Here is a 20,542-nt window from a genome sequence, read left to right as displayed (position 1 = left end):
TTACTCACCCGTCCGCCGCTCAGAAACCCACCCCACTAAAAAGTAGAGCAGGCCCCGCGCCCGACTTGCATGTGTTAGGCACGCTGCCAGCGTTCATCCTGAGCCAGGATCAAACTCTCCAGAAAAACCTTCTATAAGGTGGCCCGCATGATGCCTTATGCTCTTTTCAAGGTGCCCTATTTCCAGAGGCAAAGCTAATTGTATCAACCAAAAGAGTAGATGTCAATAGGCTTTCCCCAAGCAAAACCTTCTCTTCCTCGGCTAATACCGCCTATTTCTCAAGTTTTTCCTTTAAATTCTTCAGCTCTCTTTCAAAAGCTTTAAAAGCCTCCTCCGTATAAAGTACGAAAATTACCTCTTCTAAATTCGTATCCTCCATCTCAGTGAGGTAAAGGCGCGTCTCATCAAGCATTGCCTTTGCACATCTGTCGAATGGAAATCCCCCCACACCAGTGCCAAACGCAGGGAAAGCCACGCTCTTCAAGGAAAGCTCATCAGCCCTTAAAAGAGAGTTATAAGTTGCCTCCCTTATCATCCTCTCGCTCGTTCTTAAATCTTGTCCCATAACGGCAGCATGGATTACATATTTAGCTTTAAGCTTTCCCGCTTTAGTAACTATAGCTTCTCCAACCGGTATAGGGCCCTTTGAAACTGCCTCACGCTCTATCTCTTCTCCTCCTCTTCTCTTTATAGCCCCTGCAACCCCAGCTCCCATCCAAAGATGATTATTTGCTGCATTTACGAGAGCATCTACATCCTGCTCCGTAATGTCTCCTTTTTCTATTCTTATAATGGTTTTCCCGATCTTAACCACATAGCTTCACCTCCTTAAGCACCTTTCCCTCGGGTAGGGAAAGAAGACGCAGTCTGTCTCCCTCAAGAATGCCCACCGTAGGTCCCTCCGTCCCCTTAGGTAAGCTGGGAGAGCCGGGATTAAAAAACCATATATCTTCCTTCTTCTCTATAGAAGGAACGTGTGTGTGTCCGCTTATAACAAGATCTACGTGAAGTTTCTTTGCGTACTTTATCACCTCAGTTTCGGAAAATAGATGCCCATGATGTACAAACAATCTAATTGAACCAACATCAAGCACGAGATAGGAAGCCAGGATAGGAAAGTCTATAACAAGCTGATCCACATCTGCGTCACAGTTTCCTCTGCTTATTAAAAGTGGAATCTCAAGCTCGTTCATCAATCGAGCCAGAGAGGCAGGATCATACTCCTTAGGAAAAAGATTCCTCGGTCCGTGATAAAAAAGATCACCTGCATGAATTATCATATCGACCTTGTTGAAAACTTCCAGACTCGCTTTCCACGAGGATAATCCTCCATGGGTGTCACTCATTATGCCTACTTTCATTCATTCACCCCCCAAACTCTCAAGAGGAAGAGCCTTATCTATCAACATTATGGGAATTCCATCCTCTATCGGATAGGCTAAGGAGCACCTCCTGCAGATATAAAACTTTTTTCCATCACTTAGTTCCAAATCTCCCTTACATTTAGGACAAGCCAATATTTTCAATAGCTCCTCCAGATTCACTACCCCTCACCTCACTCTCATTTTAACAGAATTTTTTGTCCAAGTGAACCTTTCTATGGTATAATTCCCTCCTGTACCAAGATCCAAAACTTGATTTTCGAGAGGTGAGAAACGATGACGGAGTTTATAGTATTTCTAATATCCGTCTTCACAATCACTAACCCGCTGGGAAATATAACGGTGCTTCTGGGCTTGACAGATGATATGCCTCCTTACTACAGAAGGAAAACATGCTTAATCGCGTCCATAACATCATGCATAACGCTTATGATAGCAGAATTCTTAGGAAGAGCTCTACTTAAGCTCTTTTCCATAAGCATAGCTTCTTTTGAGCTCGCTGGTGGACTGATCCTTCTGGTTTTAATAGCCCTACCGCTTCTGCGAGGTCAAACGCCCAGAGCAAAGCTCTCGCCAGAGGAAAGGGAAGAAGTCATGGAAAGAAGAGTGCTCGAAACCGGAATAATGCCCTTAGGGATACCACTCCTTTCAGGACCGGGAGCTTTTACCATGGTTATGGTTCTCTCAAGCAAAAATTACAATCCTAAGGGGCTCGCTATACTTGCAGCAGCGATATTTGCAAATACCATAATAACCTATTTAATAATGATATCAGCCAATCCTATAGCCAAAGCCATGGGGAAAGTTGGATTACGCGTTATGGGAAGAGTTATGGGAATATTTATAACGGTCAGAGGGATGCAGTTCATTATAAATGGCATTAGAGATTCTCTTCCTCAGATTTTTGGAAGCTAAAGAAAAACAAAAGTGCTCAAGGCTTTTAAGCGAGAGGGAGGTGAGAAAGCCTCCCTCAGCTTTTCATAAGTATAAAGGAGCTTAGACGCCATGAGAGATATATCCCACAGCTTTGCCCACTTTCTTGCAGTAAAGGACATTTCCGCATGAAGATCCTCGTTCTCTAAGAGAAGGACGAGCTTTTCATAAAAATCCTTCTCGCTATTTGCCAAGAATCCCGTATATCCAGAATGAACGAAATCGGAAACTCCAGGGGCTTTCATAGCAAGCACGGGAACACCAGAAGCCATAGCCTCAAGTATGACAAGTCCCTGCGTCTCAGTAAAGGATGAAAATAAAAATAGATACGCCCTCGCATACAACTCCCTGAGCTTGCGAGGAGTAAGCATGCCAAGGAAGAGAATTCGATTCCCCATATTAGCATCTTTAACCATCCTCACGAATTTCTCGCGATCGGGACCATCACCAACAAAGATCGCCTTCCAATCTTTATTCCTTATCTTAAACAAAATATTTAGAAGAAAAGGAACGTTCTTTTCCTCACCAAGCCTTCCCACAAACATTAAGATCTTTTCCTTCCTATCAGAAGGAGAAGGTTTCCTTTGAAACTCCTCCCATTTTATACCGGTGGGAATAACCGCGATAGGGCTTTTTATCCCCCTTCTCTCGAGATATCCTTTTATCGAAAACGAGGGTGATATAACGAGATCAACCTGATTGGCAAATTTTCTCACATATCTTTTAATAAAAGCGACCGCAATATCTCTTTTAAAAGGAGCATAATGAACATAAGCCTCATATAGGGTATGAAAGGTATAGACTATGGGTATCTTTAAAAGCCGCGCCCAAAACAGCGCAGTTCTACCCAAAAAAAATGGGTGATGAACATGTATTATATCAAGCTTAAGGTGAGGAACCATAAACTGCTTCCACGAGGAACCAGGAAAAACTATAGGAGTTTGATGTATTCTAATAGGTAAAGCTGGAAGTCTGATAACCCCCGCTTCATCTTTAAAATCGCTACTCTTCCCGTAAGAGGGAGCGAAAACCAAAACTTCATGCCCCCCTGCTTCAAGCTCCTCTTTAAACAATTTTATCGAGGTTGAAACCCCAGAAACCATAGGGAAGTAGTTTTCCGTGAAGAAAGCTATTCTCATGATAGAAGCCTATCCAAGAAAGCATCCGGCGAAAATATCTCCAAATCACTTTCCCTTTCTCCGGTCCCCACGAAAAATACGGGAAGGTTAAGTTCACTTTTAAGCGCTATTACTATACCTCCTCTCGCCATGCTATCATACTTAGCCAAAATAACCCCACCTAAACTCACGTTTCTTGAAAAAACCTCAGCCTGCCGTAACGCATTTTGCCCCGTTGTGGCATCCAGCACGAGCAAACCTTTGGCTGAATACCCTAAGCTCTTTTCAGCTATCCTCCCAAGCTTTTTGAGCTCTTCCATAAGATTGTGCTTCGTGTGCAACCTTCCCGCAGTATCAACAAGCAGGTAATCAGCTCCTCTACTTTTAGCAGAAGAGAGCGCGTCGTAAAGCACAGCTCCTGAATCGCTCCCCGGTTCAGATCTCACCACCCTAAGGTTGAGCCTCTTACCCCACACCTCAAGCTGTTCGATAGCAGCTGCCCTGAAGGTATCACAAGCAGCAAGCATTACAGAAGCTCCACGATCCGAAAGCCATTTTCCAAGCTTCGCAACGCTCGTCGTCTTACCACTTCCGTTAACACCCACCAGAAGCAAAACTTCCAGATTCCCCGAGGGAGACAAAAGCCACGATGGAAAGTCATAATTCAGTAGTTCCTTCAGTTTTTCCCTCAATATCCCTTTAGCTTCCTCAGAAGAAGACGGCTTAAGCCCTTTTATTTCTTCAACAAGCCTTATAGCATAGTCAACCCCCACATCTCCCTCTATCAGAATTTCCTCAAGGCTATACCAAAAATCATCATCTATCCTCTTAATTGAGAAAACTTTTTTTAACCTCTGCCACCAACTCATTCCTTAGAAGCCTCCTTCTCTTTAACCCTGAGCTCGCTTGGAGGGAAATCTGTAATCCTGCCATCTTCAAGCTCAACCATTAGAGTCGCCTTAGCAAGATTTAATCCTATTATCTCCCCCCCACAACCATCGGAAGTAATAACCTTCGCTCCAAGAGGAAGAAGCTTTTCCCAAAGCTCCTTATAAACCGGATACTCATATAAAAGGCAACACATTAACCTACCACAAAGCCCAGATATTTTGGCTGGGTTCAAGACCAAATTCTGCTCCTTAGCCATCTTGATCGACACAGACTCAAACTTCCGCAAAAAGGTAGAACAACAAGTAACCCATCCGCAAGGTCCCAATCCCCCCAGTATCTTAACCTCATCCCTGACTCCTATTTGACGCATCTCTATGCGAGTTCTAAATATAGAAGCAAGATCCCTAACAAGCGCTCTAAAGTCCACTCGCGTTTCAGAGATAAAGTAGAAAAAAAGCTTCTTTCTATCAAGCATATATTCTACCTCAACGAGTTTCATGGGAAGACCATGCTCAACTATTTTAACCTTCGCTATATCAAAAGCCTCTTTCTCATCCTCAAGGTTCTTAGCATGGGCATCCAGATCTTCCTGAGTTGCTCGCCTTAGAACTACTGGATACTCTTCCTCCTCCCCATCAAATGGCGAAGCAAGAACCCTTCCCAACTCCAAGCCTCTTGAGGTTTCAAGAACACATCTATCTCCCACATGAAGGATCAGATCTCCAGCTTTGAATAGCTCTATATTCCTGCACTTGCTATATTTAACCCAAACCAATCGCACTATTACCACTCTCCCTTTATCCTAAAGAGTATTCTGTCAACAGCCATTTGAACGCTTAAGAACCTGTTCATCAAGCCTTCCCTCACAGAAAGTATCTCATCCATGATATCAAGATAGTCCTCCCTTTCGCTCAAAAGATCAAGGAAACCTTCAAAAAGAGAGACAAGCTCCATTCTATCCATAGAGCCAAGAAGCGAAGAGAGCTCATAGAGATCCTTCCAGCTTCCTTCTTTCAAATTCAAAATCCTCGACAATATCTCCTCCTTCGCGCTTTTCTCCTTCTCTCCCTGAACTCTGAAAACCTGGCATCTCGAAACCACCGTTGGAGGAAGGGTCGACGGATGCGAAACAAGCAAAATTAAAACAGCCCATGAGGGGGGCTCCTCAAGAATCTTCAAAATAGCGTTGGCAGAAGGTAAATTCATTCTCTCGCAACCCTTAAGTATAAAAACTCTTCTATCTGCCTCAATTGGTTTTAAGGAAACCTCTGCACGCAGGCTTCTAACTTGGGATATCTTAAAGATAACGCCCTCTGGCTGAACGATCTTAAAATCTGAATGGATGCCTGCCTCCACCTTCCTACAAGATGAGCATTCTCCACACGCATCGTCTGTAATAGAATTACAAAATACAGCCTGCGCAAATCTAAGCGCAAGCTCATCCTTAAGCTCTCCTTCACCATAAAACATATAGGCATGAGAAATCCTCCCGGATTTGAGCGCACTTTTTAAAATACCAATCACTTGAGGACAAACATCTCTTAGTTCCTCGAGTCTCATTGATATATGTCTATCAACAACCCCCTTATCTCCTCAAGTTTTGATGCAAGCCATATCGCATCAAACTGCTGGCTTAAAACCCTTTCTATAAGCTCTTCTAAGGCCTGATCTATCTTCTCAACCAGTATAAAGAGTTTACCGGTTCTTCTACTCATAACCTCCTTAACTCTATAAGCTCTTCTTAAAGCGATTTTTAGGAAGAGCTTTACAAGATCCCTATACCTTTTGAGATTTTCAAGACGCGGATCATCCTTAAGTCTTTCACCAGCTTCATCCAGATCCGCCAAGATATCCTCAAGCTCTCTTTCCTCTTCCTCTTCTTCAAGCTCCATAGAAACTTCCGTTTCCATAAGCGTTTCCAAAAAGGAAGAGCTTTTAAGTGAAACGCCTTTTCTCTTCTTTATGCCCCTTTCAGGTAAATCTCTTTTTTCAGAAATCTCACCTATTCTCAAAGATCCCTGCCCCCTTTAAAGCCTCTAAAACGCGTTTAAAAACCTCCCGTGGAGGGCCAAGCGCATCTACCACTAATACATCGTTTCTCCGCCGCGCGAGATCAAGATAGGCGTCTCTCAAATCCTCGAAGAAGCTCATTGACTCCCTCTCTATTCTGTCCTCACGCTTCTTTCTTGAAAGAGCAAGCCTCGGTGAAAGGTCCAGAACGAGATAGAGGGGAGAAACTGGTAGGTCAACTGCTTCCTCCTCAAGCTTCCTCAGTAATGAGAAATTCACTCCCCGCATATATCCTTGATAGGCATAGGTGGATAAAGTAAATCTCTCCGCTATAATAAAGCCCCCACGAGTTAAAGCCTCTTTTATTACCCTCTCACATAGCTCCCTCCTTGAAGCAAAATAAAGCAGAGCCTCCGTTAAGCCATCGATAGCAAGCGATGGATCAAGCAGGATCTCCCTAAGCCTTTCCCCCAGAGGTGTGCCTCCCGGTTCCCTGACCCTAAGAGTTTCAATCCCCCTATCTTTCAGATATCGTTCAAGTAATTTCGCTTGCGTTGTCTTCCCAACGCCATCTATACCCTCAAAGACGACGAAACTCATCATTTATTCTTTCTGTATCTTTCTATAAACTGCTCAATGAGCTCCTTCGGAAGGTTAATGGAGGATGTACTCCCCTTTACCGAAGCGCTCTTACCTCGCATAAGAACTCCCTTTAAGGCTTTTATCTTAGGAATTAGATCCTTAGGTGGGGTTCTCTTCTCCGCTTCCTTAAGATATTTAAGTGCCTCTTCTTTCTTCCCCAACTTATGATAAAGAAATGCGAGATTATAATAAGGTCTCGCATAACTCGGTTTGACCTCTATCGCTTTCTTAAGCCATCTCTCTGCCTCTTTATACTTGCCCTCTTCTATCAGCACCCCACCCAAAAGATTATATCCATCTACGAGGTGAGGCTGGATTCTTATAATTTCTCGAGCCACTTTTTCCGCTTCCTTGAACTTCTTAAGCTTCGCCAAGGTTACTGCATAGTTTATCATAGCGTTCCAGTCACTCTCTAATTTAAAGAACCTTTTCCATTCTTTTTCTGCCATTCTCCAGTTCTTAACTATCATATACGCCCTGGCAAGGGCAAACTGCGCCATCTTCTCGGTGGGATCAAGTTGAACCGCCTTATCTGCCATGGGACCTATAACCCTATTCACGAACTGTGGAGTTTTATGTTTCCTCGTGAGAACATAACAGCGTGCCGACAGAACCTGAGATTTATAAGCCCTGAGATCGTAGTAAAAAAGCCAGGAAGATAAAACGAAAAGAGGAAGAAATATGGTCGCAACTTGCCACCTTTCCCTCAACTTAAGCTCCTTCCACCTGTCAATCAGGGAATCCGATAACCCATAAGCAGAGGCGAAGTAAACCGCAAGCATAGGACCATTAGCTGGAAGATGAAATGGAAAGCTAAAGAAAGCCCCAGCAAGACCAGCGGAAATACCCGAAGCGAGGGCAAGAAAACCCAGGTTTTCTGAACCTTTCTTCCTTAACAGTAGCACAAGTCTCTTGTAAAGGAGAAATAGAAAAAGCACAAAGCAGATAAAGCCACCAATTCCGGTTTCAGCAAGAACTTGAAGATACTCATTATGGGTACGCTTGGCATTCAAAGGGCCACCACCCTTTAACCCTTTCAGGAATTCCGCTTGATAAAATGGATAGTGGTATCCGAACCTCCCCAAACCAACCCCCAGGAGGGGATGATCCTTTATCATCCTTAAGGTTGATCTCCATATAAGGCTTCTGCCACTCGTGGCTTGATAGGTCGCTCCTGTTGCAAGCTTTTCAACCGTTCCCACTATTCTCCTTCCCACTCCAACACCATGAGTAAGAGGAGAAGGAATCGTGTAAATGAAAAGCACGAGAACTGCGATTGCAACTACAACTCCTATCCTCTTTTTCAAAGCCAGAGCTTCTTGAAGTATGCCTCCCCTCCAAGCAAACCAAAGAAGCGCAAATATTGACGCTCCCCACGCAACAAAACCTCCTCTGCTCTGCGTTAGAAATATCCCCAAGCTTTGTATCACCGTTAAGGCTCCCCATATCCACCTTGCCTTACCTTTTCCCTTCAAGAACTTAACGAGGATGAAGGGAAAAGTATAAGCAGCGTAATGAGCAGCGAAGTTTTGATGCCCCATCGTTGAATAAAGGGTTGGAGGAGATCCGTTCCCGCTTCCTAACCATATGTACATTCCATAGTATTGAAGGACAACATATCCCCCCACCAGAAAGCCAGCTATCGCGATTACGGTCTCCAAAACATTAAAGGCACCTTCATCTTTTCTGAGCTCCGACCTTAGAACATAGAAGATAAACAGATACAAAAATAGAAATATTCCTTGCCTTAAGCTCATAAGCACATAGTTGGATTGTGTAAGAGATAAGAGAGAGAAAAGCAGCAATCCAAGTATTGGAAGATCATCTTTCCATAGAGGTATGGAAAGCTCCTTTTTCCTTAACATCCATATGGATACCCAAGCGCCTAAAAGTGCGGTACCCCCAACGAATATATAGTATTTTATTCCGTCATAATAATATGTATAGGGAGAATAGGCTAATGCTGTTGCCAATACTATAAAAGCAATCCCAAACTTGATTCCTTTATTGAAGACAGGAGATTCCTTGGGTTCCGTTTCTTTTTTCTTCCTGCGTTTCTTTTTGGGCAAACATGACCCTCCTTTCTTGAAAGGAAATCACATTATGCTATTATAGCATACAATAAGGTGCTCCCAAGAGGTGAAAGAAAGATGAATAAACGCGTCTTTGAGAGCATAGCAAGCGCATGTCATGAAACCCCAATGGTAAGACTAAGAAAGATCCAAGAAACGGAAGGGATCAGCGGAGAAATCCTCGCAAAGATAGAGTACATTTCTCCTTCTGGAAGCATGAAAGACAGAATAGCGTACAAAACTATGAGTTTTCCGGTCAAGATAATCATGCCTGAAGAAATGAGCAAAGAAAGGAGAAAAATAATAGAAGCTTTTGGAGCAGAGCTGATTCTAACACCGGGATGTGGTTCAGACATAGGATTAGCGGTAAAGAAGCTTAAAGAAATAATCTCCACTGATCCAGAAAGGTACTTTGTGGTTTCTCAATTTGACAATTCTCTCAACCCTCTAACCCACTATGAAACAACGGGGCCAGAAATATGGGAGCAAACCAATGGAGAAATAGACGCCTCCGCTCAGGGAATTGGGACAGGAGGTAGCTTATCCGGAATAGCAAAATTCCTTAAGGAAAAAAGAAAAGATATCAAAAATAGCAAAAAGTTGTTCAAACATAAAAAGAATAGTAACACTGATAAACGACAATGCTCTAAGATACCTCTCTACCACGCTCTTTGAGAATCTCCCTTAGTCTCGCTTCCGCAAGTGGTAGATCCTCCGGAACATCTACCTCAATGCTTTCGCTAAAGACCTCAATGAGCTTAATCCTATATCCATGCTCAAGTATCCTGAGTTGCTCAAGCGATTCTATTCGCTCAAGAGGCGTGGATTCCCAGGAAGTGAAAAGAAGAAGGAAGTCCCTCCTAAAAACGTAAGGACCTATATGCTTATAATATATAGCTCCTTTGTTTCTCTCATATGGAATAGGAGACCTCGAAAAGTAGAGCGCATTATAGTCCTTATCAAATACAACCTTAACCACATGGGGAGAAGTTATCTCATCAGGTTTTTCGATTCTTTTACAGAGAGTTGCCACACTTAGCGAGAAATCCCTCAATAAAGCCTCCACCGCGGAATCTATCCCGCTCGGATCTATCGTTGGATCATCAACCTGGAGGTTAACCACTATATCACACTTCATATCTTTAACAACATAAGCCACTCTATCTGTACCTGAGGGGCACTCTGACGGCGTCAGAAAAGCCCTCGCCCCATATCTATGGACGATATCACTAATACGAGTGCTATCGGTAGCAACTATTACATCATCTATCAAGCGAGCTTCCCGCACCCGGTCTATTACATGGAGAACGAGCTCCTTACCAAGAAGCTTAACAAGGGGTTTTCCAGGAAGACGTGTGGAAGCGATTCTTGCAGGAATGACGGCGATAACTTTCACGCCCTTCTCCCTCCCTTGATATAAGAAACGAGCCTCTCGAGAGCGCCTCTCCTGCCCATTCTTTTCCTTCCCTCCCTACTCATCCTCTCATAAAGCCTTTTATCTTTTAAGACCTTATATAAAGCCTCCTTTAAAGCCTCAGGATCATACGGCACCAATATCTCTGCACCCCCGAGAAGCTTCTTCTGAACTCTCTTTCCCTTCTCATCAACGCTTATTATGGGCTTGCCCAATCCCGCAGCCTGTTGATTGGCAGTTCCAGCAAGTCCAAGAACCACCGTAGACGAGGAAAGAGCATCTCCAAGCTCTGAGGTTATGAAAATTTTAGCATCTCCCTTTCGAAGAGCGCCAAGAAATGGGGGATTTTCCTCCGTAAACTGCCATCCTCTTGAAAGAGCAATTTCCCTAACTCTCTCAAGTCTCATGGAAGAAGCAGGTATCATAAGGAACTCCAGCTTGCCATTGGACTGGCTTAGGAGATAAACGGTTTCAAGCAACATCGGAAGGTCCCTGTAAGCGCGTTCCCTGCTTCCCGGCAAAATCGCAACTACAGGGGAATCAAGAGGAAGAGAGACTCCCTTAACCTCGAGAGCATCCATTACCGGGTTCCCCCAATAATAGGCTCTTACTCTCCTTTTTCTTAAGCTTTCTGCAGTTTGAGGATCACGAGTTAAAACCAGCTCACACCATTTTCTGAGAAAAAACTTTTCAAACGAAAAATATCCGCTTAGGTAAACGCTCTTCGCCACTCCAACAAAGATAGGCTTAATCTTCAAAGCAAGTCGAGTAAATGTAACGAGAAAGAAATCACCAATACATATATATCTATCAAAGCGCTTTAATCTTCTCAACGCCTTAAACTGCCTCCAGAGAATTTTAAGCAATCCCGCCTTTATGTCTTTAAGAAGATCTCTTAAATGGTATTTAACTATTCCTCCGCTGGGGAGAATCGCCGGAGGAGAAAGAACCGGGACGTTAAAAACTTTACCATCTCCAACTAAGGGAAAAGCAGAGACGAAGAACCCCTCTTTCTTTAACATATCACAAAGCCTTGAAGCTATAGCATCTTCCCCATGCCCATTGGATAGAACCAGAATGCGATAAATTAGATTCTTCTCTATCTCGTTCCAGAATTCCTCCTCATTAGAGAGAAAAATCTCTATCTCGCTTACTAAAAAGGGTAGTGAAGGCTTAAAGCCAGAAGGTATGTTTGTTTCATCCTTCGATGTTGTTATAATAAAGCTTGCTCCCACCTTTATAGCTTCTCTCTCTATCTCTCGAAGTTCCCTTTCACTATACCTATGATGATCAGAGAAAAACCTTGCGAAAATCACATTCAAGCCCACTCTCTCAAGATATTTTACAAAGGAATCAGGATTCCCAAGTCCACAAAAGGCAAGAACGCTCTCGCCTTCCAGCCAAAACTTCCTTACACCGAAAAGCTCCCTAAAGCCGGTTATTCTATAATCTGCAAAGAATATGGGAGAAGATCTATTAAAGGATCTTATGGTTTTTACCAGGTTTTCTATGATTTTCTTCGAAACCAAAGAAGCCTTAGTTATAACTATTATGTCAGCCCTCCTGAGAGCCGATGGGCGCTCTCTTAACAATCCCTCCGGTAAGGGTCTTCCCCCCCCAAGAGGATTAGTAGCATCAATGAGAGCTATATCTATATCCCTGCAAAGAGGGCGATATTGAAAGCCATCATCCAGAATGAGAACCTGAGTCCCGAAATACCTTATCGCAAAAGCCCCTGAAAACCTCCTGTCCTTCCCGACGAGAACCGGCACTTCTTTAAGACCCTTAGCAAGAAGATAAGCCTCATCCCCCGCCTCTAAGGGGCTTAAAAGCATCTTCCTGCCATCACTAACTAAGCCAAAGCTCCTCTCCCTTTTTCCCTTATACCCCCTGCTTAAAACAGCAACCTTATATTTACGAGCCAATCTTCTGGCAAGATAGGAAACAAATGGGGTCTTACCAGTACCTCCACTGGTTATATTACCCACGGAGATAACCTTCACTGGGAGCTTATCCGCCTCAAGAACTCGGGCATCATACAGGAAATGATATAGATCAGATGCCCAGAGATAGGCGAATGATAAAGCCCTTTTAATCACCAAACCACTCCCTCCACCAATACTCTAAAACGAGAAGAAGCCAGATTCGATAATGCTCATTGCTTCTTGCCTCTATATGAGATTCCACCAACTCCCTAACACCCTTTGAGTTTAAAATACCGCTCTTAATCGCAGTTCCTTCATACAAGCTCTCCCGAACGAAGTCCTTAAGCTCGCACCTGAACCAATGCTCGAGAGGAACCCCAAAGCCCATCTTGCCACGATTGAGGATTTCTTCCGGTAGAATTCCCTCAAGAGCCCTTTTAAATATATACTTACTCTTCAAACCTTTTAATTTCAAATCAGCGGGAATTTTCGCCATCCTTTCCATAAATATGTGATCAAGAAGCGGAGATCTACCCTCAAGCGAAAAAGCCATGGTTGCCCTATCCATCTTAACGAGTAGATCTTCAGGAAGATAAGATCTAACCTCGACTGCAAGAAGCTTATCAACCCCACTAAGAGAGGAAAAGCGATCGTAAAGGGACATTACATACCCTTCCGCTGGATAATCCCTATGCTCCCACAGCGATCCGATAACTCTCAGGAAATCATCCTTTTTAAACTGAGATATCGTTCCATAGTAGAATCCAAAGGCATTCTTTTCTGAAGCAAGCTCAAAAAACTTTCTAACCTTCCGCAGGAAACCCCTCCTTTTAGGCAAGGGTAATAATTCTCCCATCATAGCAAGCGCGCCACTACCGGGAAAAGAAAGCACTCTCTCCGCGATCGCAACTCCCCTGTATCTTTCATAGCCTCCAAAGTTTTCATCTCCTCCATCACCGTTCAGGATAACCGTAACGGATTCCCTTGCTACTTTAGATATATAAAGAGAAGGTATAGCAGAGGAATCTCCAAATGGCTCATCATAGTGCTTAATTATCCATGGCAGAGCCTCTTCCAACTTTGGTTCCACCACAAATTCATGATGATCCGTTGAAAAATCTCGGGCAACGAGCCTCGCGTATCTCCTTTCGTCATAATCGCCCCAAGTAAAGCCTACAGAGTAGGTCTTAACCTCCGAGGATAACTCACTCATGAAAGCCACTACTGCGCTTGAATCTACCCCTCCACTTAAAAAAACCCCAAGCGGAACATCACTTATGAGCCTCAGTCTCACAGCTTCTCTCAAGGAGTCTCTGATAATCTCGCACCATTCCTCCTCCGAATGCTTCTCTTTTTCCTCATGGCTTAGCTCCCAATACCTTACCGGCTCACCGACGCCTTTCTCATCGACCACGAGGAAGCTACCCGGTGAGAGCTTCCTTACCTCTTTAAACGCGGTCATTGGAGAGGGAATATATCCCAATGCCATATAATAAGACAGCCCCTCAAAATCAGGCTCGGTTTTGAAGAAAGGCATTTTAAGAAAAGCCTTAGGTTCCGAGGCAAATGCAAAGAAACCGTTTTGAAAGATATAGTAAAGAGGCTTCTTACCAACTCTATCCCGCGCGATAAATAGAAGCCTCTTTTTGACATCGTAGATGCAAAAGGCAAACATACCTCTCAACCTGTCAAGAAGCTCAAAACCTCTCTCTTTATACAGATTTATGATTACCTCTGTATCGCTTTTAGTTCTAAATTTGTATCCCTTTTCAACGAGCCTTTTTCTCTCCTCTTGAAAGTTATAAATTTCCCCATTAAAGACTATCCAAACGTTTTTCTCCTCATCGCTCATCGGTTGATTGGCAGACTCCGAGAGATCTATTATGGATAATCTTCTGTGCCCAAGCGCTACAAAATCATCCATAAATACCCCTTGGGCATCAGGTCCCCGATGCCTAAGAAGCTTCCCCATGTTCAGAAAGGTTTCCCTATCCAAATCAAGATCACGGCCTATCCCACAGATCCCATAAATTCCACACATTTAGAGCTCCCCCACACTTCCCTGAAGAGTATAAAGCTTCCAATAAATGCCCCTTTTCCCAAGAAGCTCTTCATGAGTTCCCTCCTCTACTATCCTACCATCGTTTAAAACGATTATTCTATCCGCGCAACGAAGAGAGGATAACCTGTGAGCAACCAGGAAGGTCGTCTTACCTTTCATCACTCGCTCAAGGGCTTCCTGCACAATTTTCTCCGATTCGCTATCCAAAGCGCTCGTCGCTTCATCAAAGATCAATATCCTCGGATCTCCAAGAATAGCCCTCGCTATGGCTATTCTCTGTCTTTCCCCACCGGAAAGCGTTACTCCTCTTTCTCCTATAATGGTATCGTAGCCATAAGGAAGCTTAATTATAAAATCGTGTGCGTTAGCTATCTTGGCAGCCTCCACAATTTCCTCGAGAGACGCCTCAGGCTTACCATAAGCAATGTTTTCTCTTATAGAAGCAGCAAAGAGAACCGTATCCTGAGAAACGATTCCTATCTGCTTTCTTAAGCTTTCCAGCTTCACATTCCTTATATCTATACCATCTATAAGCACTCTTCCCTCCGTGGGGTCATAAAATCTTGGGATCAGATCAACGAGGGTGCTCTTCCCAGCCCCACTTGGACCTACGATGCCAATTACCTCCCCCGGCTTAACCCTGAGGTTTATTTCCCGCAGTATCGGCTCCTCATCGTAGGAAAAGCTCACCCTTTCGAAAATAACCTCTCCTTTTATCCTCGGCATCGTGACGGCACCTTCGCTTTCTGAAACCTCCGGTGGAATTTCCATGACCTCGAAAATTCTATCTGCAGCTGCCAAAGCCTGCTGGAGCTTACCAGAAACGTTCGAAAGTCCCTTTAATGGGGTAACGATCAGCGCTATATATCCCAGAAAGGCAACGAGCTCCCCTGGAGTTAATCTACCATAGATAACTTCCCTTCCCCCGTACCAGAGAAGAACTACGGTGGAAGACGCAGCGACCATTTCAACCAGAGGAGACAATATCGCCCTGAGCATCGCTCCCTTCAATGAAGCCTTAAAGCTTCTTACATTGGCATCCTCAAATCTTCTTACTTCCTTTTCAGAAGCAGCAAAAGCCTTAACGACTTTTATAGCCCCTATTACCTCGCTTACAATGGTTGTCAAACTTGCCAAGCTATCCTGTATATTTCTTCCGAGCTTTCTCATTCTCCGACTATATCTATCTATTATAAACGCAGTAAGCGGTAATAGAGCTAATGATATCAAAGATAGACGCCAGTTTATGTAAAATATGAAGCCAATTATTCCAACAACGGTAACACCTTTAACTACCATATCCACTAACGCAGAGGTAAAGCTCTGCTCTAATATAGATATATCGTTAGTAAGACGTGAAATAATCTCCCCTCCCCTTTCCTTTGTGAAGAAAGAGAGGGAAAGCCTCTGAAGATGCCTCCAGAGCTTGCTTCTTAAGTCGAAGATCACCTTCTGCGCCACATAAGCCATGAGATATTCCTGACCGAAGAAGAAGGCACCCTTAAGAGCGTAAACACCTATGGCGAGCAGGCATATAATGTTTAGCATCTTTAAATTCTTTTCCATGAGAACCCTATCTATCATCTCCTTAACGAGCCATGGTACGACAAGAGAAAGCCCTGCCACCGCTGACATGCAGATTAGAGCCAAAACTATGTGTGGAATATAAGGCTTTACGAGCGCAAGTATCTTTTTAAAACTTCCTCTATCCTCCATGATGCTCCAGGACCTCCTACAATTCTCGGTAGTTTTTCCCTCATCACTCTCCTGTAAGGCTCGTTCTCCATAATCTCCACTATCGCGTTCGCCACCTTCCTCGGCGTTACATCGCCATACATCTCAGGAACAAGAGATTTGCCAAGCAATCTATTAGGCCAAGATAAGAATCTCCTTTTTGCCAAGGAGGCACTCAGTGCTAAAAGCTTTATTCTCTTACCCAGAAAGGGAAGGGAGGAAATGAAACCAATCACCCCAGAAACTGGTACCAAATCGATGAACTGGAATGGAGCAACAACAAGCATAGGTGTACCAAGAGCAGAAGCCTCAAGCGTGTTAGTTCCCGGAAGGGTTAGGAGAAGATCTGAAGCAGAAAGAAGAAGATCCGGTGAAGCTTCGGGGAGAAACGAGGGCTCGCTTTTTGGGATGAAAGGCGATCTCCCCACAAGGTAGGTAATCTCCTGGGGCAAAAAACTGATCAGCTCTCTTAAGAAGGAAGAAGCTCTCCTCCAGATAGGGACTCTACTTCCCGGAAATATGCCCAGTAGAAACTCCTTTCCAATTCCAAGCCTTTTTCTCGCTACATCCCTTGAGGGAAAATAACAAACTCTATCTGAAGACAAGCTTCCAACAACCGTGGCTCTCTTTCTTCTCCCGAAGAAAAGCTTCAAACGATGGTGAGGAAGAAGATAGCTATCATATGTATAGCTAAAGATTCCTCCAAGTCCGAAACCATATCTTAAAACCGGAACCCTTCTTCTCCTTTTCTCTCTCCATCCCCAAAAGGCATCTCCACCAAGCTGAAGGACCACATCATACTTCTCTTCGCCCTGAGATAGATCAAGCCCTTCCTCCCGCGCTACAACTTCCTCAAGTCCACTTGAAAATTGACAGGGAAGAAGCTTAAGAGAAACCTTCCAGCCCTTATTCTTAAGATATCTAAAAAGGGGCACTGCCCATGAGTAAAGCTCACCTGGTCCATTAACGAGAAGAAGAAGCCTCATAGATGATCCAAGAAGCGATTCTCCTTATCGCTCCCTTATTTCCCAACCTCCTTTTCAAATCTTTAAGTCTTTCCTTCATTTTAGCAAGATCACCCCCTTGCTTAAGCCAGTTCTTAAGTATATTCAATATCAGACAAGGATTTGCTCTTCCTTGGATAAGCTCAGGATAGATCTCAGTTCCTCCCATTATATTAGGCATAGATATAAATTTTGCATTAACCAGAAGCTTGTAAATAAGGTAGTTCAATGGGTTTCCCTTATAGACCACTACCATTGGTTTTTCATAGATTAATCCCTCAACCGCTATCGTTCCCGAAGCGGCTAAGGCAAAATCGCATGATGTGAGAAGAAGATAGGAAGGCACCTCATAGAGCTTTTCAACTCCTTTATAGAATTCCCTCGGAACGGAAGGAGCCTTCGAGAAAATAACATCCCCAGACCAGCTATCAGCTACCTTTTTCATAACTGGTAAAAGATGCTTAACCTCAGAGTGTCTGCTTCCCGGAAAGCACGCCAACACCGGTTCCCTTAATCCCTCTATCTTTTTCAAAGTGCTTTCTGAAGGAAGAATATCCAAAAGAGGGTGTCCGAGAAAAACCGCCGAAACTCCACGTGAGGAAAACCACTCCGCCTCGAAGTCAAAAAGAGTTATAACCAAATCGCAACATTCTCTTAACACCTCTACTCTTTTGCTTCTCCATATCCAGGCAGTTGGAGGTATAAAATAAATGATCTTCCCCCACCAGTTTTCCCTCCTTAAGGCCTTTGCAAGCCTCAAGTTGAAATCCGGAGAATCTATAAGAAGAATGACATCGGGAGAGCTGAACAACACCTCATTCACACACCTATGAAATAGCCTCCAAAGCCTTCGCAGCTTTTTAAAAACCTCTACCACACCGACTATACTCAGCTCAGATATATCACTCAGCTTTCTAAAAAAGTCAAGCTTGCTTAAGTTAGGACCTCCTATTCCAAAGGCTTCAAGGTCTTTCTCCAGCTCACTTAAGGCTCTCAATATATGGTAGGCATAAAGTTCTCCTGAAAGCTCACCGGTGAAAACGGCTATTCTCAAGAGGACACCCCTACCAAGGCTATCCCGCTCTCGCTGGCCATTTTTAGCATCTCATCTCTATCAAGAAGAATTGTCACACCAGCTTCAACGGCAAGACAGGAAGCCTTGACTTCCTTCATTATCTTTATGGTTTCGATCCCAACGGTGGGGAGATCATATCGTAAATCCTGCCCCTCCTTTACCACCTTAACGACGATGACCCCATCCCCACCGTATTTTGCTCCTCTCCTTATAGCCTCATCAGTACCTTCTATGGCCTCAACTGCCAAAACCGCCCCCTTCTTTAAAACGACGGTTTGCCCAAAGCTCATAGCAGCCATTCTCTTGGCGATGTTAAAGCCGTAAGATATGTCTCTCCACTCATCTTGGGTTGGCTCTCTCGAACCAAAGGAACCTCTGGGAGCGAGGAGATCCTTTATAACCTGTCTATAATCTCCTACGATGAATCCTTCCATCTCGAAAAGCTCCACCAGTCTTCTTAAGATCTCATGATCGCTCCTTTCTTTCAATGACTTTAGAAAAGCCAAGCTTCTTGAAGTAAGTTTCGAAGGATCGAATATCCATGTCTTGGGAACCTTCCCTGCAAGGAATATCACATTCACTTCTCTCTCCTTAAGGAAGGAGATCAATGCGTCTATATCAGCCCTATCGAGCGTAAGATCAACCTTCAACCCTTCTGCAAAGCTACCAAGACCGACTACCACTGGCTTAGAATCCAGCCTCTCATAGATAAAAAGTGGAAGCTTTCCCTCACCCGCTATTAACCCTAAGTTGGCGCTCTCAAGCATAGCAATAACCCCACCCCTCCAAGCACCAAATTTGGAAGCCATGCGGCAAGCAAGGGAGGAATCTCACCGGCATCTCCCAGCGCCTGCCCAAAGGATAGTAAAACATAGTAGAGAAAAATTATCAATATGCTCAAGCCTATCCCTATCGAGGAGGAAGATCTATGAGGCTTAAGCGCAAGCGGAGCCCCCACCAGCACGAAAACGACGCTTGCCCAGGGTATAGAAAGCCTTTCGTAGTATCTTACCTCGAGCTTGCTCGAAGGAGCCCCTTGAGCCCTAAGAAGCTTTATATAGCTTTTAAGCTCGCTTAGTGTCATTTCCTCTGGTTTTTTTCCGAGAGATGCAACCTTACTTGGCGCGAAACCAAATGACATAACCTGTTTTTTAAACTTAACCACTGAGGTTATGTTTCCATCCCTATCTATAGTATACGCTTTCCCGTTATTAAAGACCCATGCATTGCCATCCCAGAAACCATCCTCAGCAGTTATTATCCTCGCAAGCCTACCCTTCTCAAATTCCTGGATCAGCACTCCTCTAACATACCCCAACCTTGTGTTCATATGAGATATGTAAAGCACCCTCTTTAATCTATCACCCTCCATCTCTCTAAAGAAAATGTTTTCCTTTAAGGGGGGAGCCTTTCTTTTTTCTATCTCGTATTTTAAGACATTAGAAGCCGCTTTCCTCGTTATGGGAACGACCGTTTCATTAAAAGAAAATGAAAAGAGAGCAACCCCAATTGCCATAATGAGAGTAGGTATAAGCGTTCTTAAGAAGCTCACTCCAACGCTTCTTAAGGCAAGCGTCTCTCCCTGAGACGACATCTTACCAAACGCAAGCAAAACGGAAAGAAGCATAGCCATAGGGAAAGTCATAATCACAACCTCGGGAAGTTTATACAAAAAGAGCCTAATCGCTACCCATATACTTAAACCCTGATTTACTACGAGATTCGCTAAGTAAAATAAAACGTCCCCCGCCACAAGAAGAACGGTAAAAACCGCAATGCCAAACAAAAATGGGGGAACGAGCGCCTGAATTATATACTTATCTACTAAGCGCAATGATTAAATCCACAACCTCCCTTACCGCACCCTTTCCTCCTTCACACGTAGTTATGTACTTGGCTATCCTTTTAACCTCCTTAACTGCATTCTTAACTGCAACTGGAAACCCAACCCATTCCATTAACGGTAGATCGTTCAAATCATCGCCTATAAAGCATATTTCCTCTCGAGGTATCTCATACTTAGAGGCAAGCTCTTTCGCCAAAGAAAGCTTGTCATTCACCCCTTGATAAACTTCCCTGATATCAAGATCACGCATTCTGACTCCCGTAGCAAGAGAGATTCTGCCACTTATAATCACAACCTTTATTCCCCTTCTCTCAAGGAGCTTCAACCCCATACCATCCAAAACGTTAAAAATCTTGATCTCTCTTCCTTCCGAATCCCAAACGATTTCTCCGGTAGTTAGAACACCATCAACATCAAGGATAAACATTCTTATT

General features: G+C 43.9%; 21 protein-coding genes and 1 rRNA gene. 2 read left to right on the top strand and 20 right to left on the bottom strand.

Translation table 11 applies throughout. The annotated features are described in order from the left end of the window. From J7M13_01950 to J7M13_01935, 4 genes are all read right to left on the bottom strand, one after another. Positions 1-125: ribosomal RNA gene (locus J7M13_01950) — 16S ribosomal RNA — on the bottom strand; the annotation flags it as partial. A 146-nt stretch (positions 126-271) separates the two neighbouring features. Beyond that, positions 272-805 (bottom strand): macro domain-containing protein, encoded by a 534-nt coding sequence (locus tag J7M13_01945; protein MCD6362752.1) that lies wholly within the window; start codon positions 803-805, stop codon positions 272-274. A gap of 1 nt (position 806) precedes the next feature. Then, positions 807-1,361, bottom strand: a complete 555-nt coding sequence (gene yfcE, locus J7M13_01940; GenBank protein ID MCD6362751.1) for a phosphodiesterase — start codon at positions 1,359-1,361, stop codon at positions 807-809. Then, on the bottom strand, positions 1,362-1,544 hold the full coding sequence (locus tag J7M13_01935) for a Trm112 family protein (protein MCD6362750.1): 183 nt from the start codon (positions 1,542-1,544) through the stop codon (positions 1,362-1,364). It abuts the gene before it with no gap. A 114-nt stretch (positions 1,545-1,658) separates the two neighbouring features. Here J7M13_01935 and J7M13_01930 point away from each other — a divergent pair, with 114 nt between their 5' ends. Beyond that, positions 1,659-2,297, top strand: a complete 639-nt coding sequence (locus J7M13_01930; GenBank protein MCD6362749.1) for a MarC family protein — start codon at positions 1,659-1,661, stop codon at positions 2,295-2,297. Here the strand turns inward: J7M13_01930 and J7M13_01925 are convergent. The 7 genes from J7M13_01925 to J7M13_01895 are packed head-to-tail and all read right to left on the bottom strand — an operon-like array spanning position 2,294 to position 9,045. Continuing rightward, positions 2,294-3,454: a glycosyltransferase gene (locus tag J7M13_01925; GenBank protein ID MCD6362748.1), complete on the bottom strand. Its 1,161-nt coding sequence runs from the start codon at positions 3,452-3,454 to the stop codon at positions 2,294-2,296. The two genes, J7M13_01930 and J7M13_01925, sit on opposite strands and share 4 nt — an antisense overlap. Beyond that, on the bottom strand, positions 3,451-4,302 hold the full coding sequence (ftsY, locus tag J7M13_01920; protein ID MCD6362747.1) for a signal recognition particle-docking protein FtsY: 852 nt from the start codon (positions 4,300-4,302) through the stop codon (positions 3,451-3,453). Before ftsY ends, J7M13_01925 begins: the two co-directional genes overlap by 4 nt. Then, positions 4,299-5,108 carry a stage 0 sporulation family protein gene (locus J7M13_01915; protein MCD6362746.1) on the bottom strand — a complete coding sequence of 270 codons (810 nt, stop codon included), beginning with the start codon at positions 5,106-5,108 and terminating at the stop codon, positions 4,299-4,301. Before J7M13_01915 ends, ftsY begins: the two co-directional genes overlap by 4 nt. Continuing rightward, on the bottom strand, positions 5,108-5,848 hold the full coding sequence (locus tag J7M13_01910) for a DNA polymerase III subunit (protein ID MCD6362745.1): 741 nt from the start codon (positions 5,846-5,848) through the stop codon (positions 5,108-5,110). The genes J7M13_01915 and J7M13_01910 overlap by 1 nt, the downstream gene beginning before the upstream one ends. 32 nt (positions 5,849-5,880) lie before the next feature. Next, positions 5,881-6,336, bottom strand: coding sequence for a YaaR family protein (locus tag J7M13_01905; protein ID MCD6362744.1), 456 nt, complete (start codon positions 6,334-6,336; stop codon positions 5,881-5,883). Then, positions 6,323-6,934 (bottom strand): dTMP kinase, encoded by a 612-nt coding sequence (gene tmk / locus J7M13_01900; protein ID MCD6362743.1) that lies wholly within the window; start codon positions 6,932-6,934, stop codon positions 6,323-6,325. Before tmk ends, J7M13_01905 begins: the two co-directional genes overlap by 14 nt. Further along, positions 6,934-9,045: an O-antigen ligase family protein gene (locus J7M13_01895; GenBank protein MCD6362742.1), complete on the bottom strand. Its 2,112-nt coding sequence runs from the start codon at positions 9,043-9,045 to the stop codon at positions 6,934-6,936. Before J7M13_01895 ends, tmk begins: the two co-directional genes overlap by 1 nt. Positions 9,046-9,126: 81 nt before the next feature. Here J7M13_01895 and J7M13_01890 point away from each other — a divergent pair, with 81 nt between their 5' ends. Further along, positions 9,127-9,723: a pyridoxal-phosphate dependent enzyme gene (locus J7M13_01890; protein MCD6362741.1), complete on the top strand. Its 597-nt coding sequence runs from the start codon at positions 9,127-9,129 to the stop codon at positions 9,721-9,723. On the opposite strand, the gene kdsB is transcribed toward J7M13_01890, so the two are convergent. The 9 genes from kdsB to J7M13_01845 are packed head-to-tail and all read right to left on the bottom strand — an operon-like array spanning position 9,695 to position 20,535. Continuing rightward, the gene (gene kdsB / locus J7M13_01885; protein ID MCD6362740.1) at positions 9,695-10,444 is read right to left on the bottom strand and encodes a 3-deoxy-manno-octulosonate cytidylyltransferase; all 750 of its coding nucleotides are present in this window, start codon (positions 10,442-10,444) and stop codon (positions 9,695-9,697) included. The genes J7M13_01890 and kdsB overlap by 29 nt on opposite strands. After that, complete coding sequence (locus J7M13_01880; protein MCD6362739.1) at positions 10,441-12,561, bottom strand: lipid-A-disaccharide synthase-related protein; 2,121 nt, start codon at positions 12,559-12,561, stop codon at positions 10,441-10,443. The genes kdsB and J7M13_01880 overlap by 4 nt, the downstream gene beginning before the upstream one ends. Next, on the bottom strand, positions 12,554-14,428 hold the full coding sequence (asnB, locus tag J7M13_01875) for an asparagine synthase (glutamine-hydrolyzing) (GenBank protein ID MCD6362738.1): 1,875 nt from the start codon (positions 14,426-14,428) through the stop codon (positions 12,554-12,556). The genes J7M13_01880 and asnB overlap by 8 nt, the downstream gene beginning before the upstream one ends. Next, on the bottom strand, positions 14,429-16,165 hold the full coding sequence (locus J7M13_01870) for an ABC transporter ATP-binding protein (GenBank protein MCD6362737.1): 1,737 nt from the start codon (positions 16,163-16,165) through the stop codon (positions 14,429-14,431). Next, positions 16,123-17,169 carry a hypothetical protein gene (locus tag J7M13_01865; protein ID MCD6362736.1) on the bottom strand — a complete coding sequence of 349 codons (1,047 nt, stop codon included), beginning with the start codon at positions 17,167-17,169 and terminating at the stop codon, positions 16,123-16,125. The genes J7M13_01870 and J7M13_01865 overlap by 43 nt, the downstream gene beginning before the upstream one ends. Next, the gene (locus tag J7M13_01860) at positions 17,147-18,241 is read right to left on the bottom strand and encodes a hypothetical protein (protein ID MCD6362735.1); all 1,095 of its coding nucleotides are present in this window, start codon (positions 18,239-18,241) and stop codon (positions 17,147-17,149) included. The genes J7M13_01865 and J7M13_01860 overlap by 23 nt, the downstream gene beginning before the upstream one ends. Further along, a complete protein-coding gene (gene lpxI / locus J7M13_01855) occupies positions 18,238-19,029 on the bottom strand; it encodes a UDP-2,3-diacylglucosamine diphosphatase LpxI (protein ID MCD6362734.1) in 792 nt (263 codons plus the stop codon). Before lpxI ends, J7M13_01860 begins: the two co-directional genes overlap by 4 nt. After that, positions 19,008-20,096, bottom strand: a complete 1,089-nt coding sequence (locus J7M13_01850) for an LptF/LptG family permease (protein ID MCD6362733.1) — start codon at positions 20,094-20,096, stop codon at positions 19,008-19,010. Before J7M13_01850 ends, lpxI begins: the two co-directional genes overlap by 22 nt. Beyond that, positions 20,080-20,535 carry an HAD-IIIA family hydrolase gene (locus J7M13_01845; GenBank protein ID MCD6362732.1) on the bottom strand — a complete coding sequence of 152 codons (456 nt, stop codon included), beginning with the start codon at positions 20,533-20,535 and terminating at the stop codon, positions 20,080-20,082. The genes J7M13_01850 and J7M13_01845 overlap by 17 nt, the downstream gene beginning before the upstream one ends. Between the last annotated feature and the right edge of the window lie 7 nt (positions 20,536-20,542).

Source organism: Synergistota bacterium, assembly GCA_021159885.1.
GTDB lineage: Bacteria > Synergistota > GBS-1 > GBS-1 > GBS-1 > AUK310.
This window is presented reverse-complemented; position numbering and strand designations above follow the sequence as displayed.